This window comes from Cellulomonas sp. P4_A2, assembly GCF_056402515.1.
This window is the reverse complement of sequence record NZ_JBFUHG010000270.1, coordinates 1-349: the sequence shown is the minus strand read 5'-3', so window position 1 is coordinate 349 and position 349 is coordinate 1. Positions and strand designations below refer to the sequence as shown.

Annotated in this window: 1 protein-coding gene; it reads left to right on the top strand. The window is 65.0% G+C overall.

The window, feature by feature from the left end; translation table 11 throughout:
* Nucleotides 1–35 precede the first annotated feature (35 nt).
* Nucleotides 36–349: helix-turn-helix domain-containing protein (locus AC1DUE_RS21025; protein ID WP_477041326.1), on the top strand; the 314-nt coding region annotated here is incomplete at its 3' end.

Sequence of the window (349 nt, the reverse complement as noted above, 5' to 3'; positions counted from 1 at the left end):
GTTACACCCTCGACGACCTCAGCCGAGGATCCGGTGTGAGCACCGGCCTCATCAGTCAGATCGAACGAGGCAAGGGCAATCCGTCCTTTGCCACCCTGGTCCAGATCGCGCACGGGCTGGACATCCCCATCGGCAGGCTCTTCCACCTGACCGAACAGATCAGCCCCGTGGTGCGGCGTGCCGAACGGCGCACTCTCGATTTCCATGGCGCCGATGGACCCGACGACGCCAGCTACGAGCTGCTCACCCCTACGCTGAACGGCGCGCTCGAGGTTCTCTGGGTCGAGACCCAGCCGGGGCATGACACCAGCAGCACCCCCTTCCGCCACAACGGCGAAGAGTTCGGGAT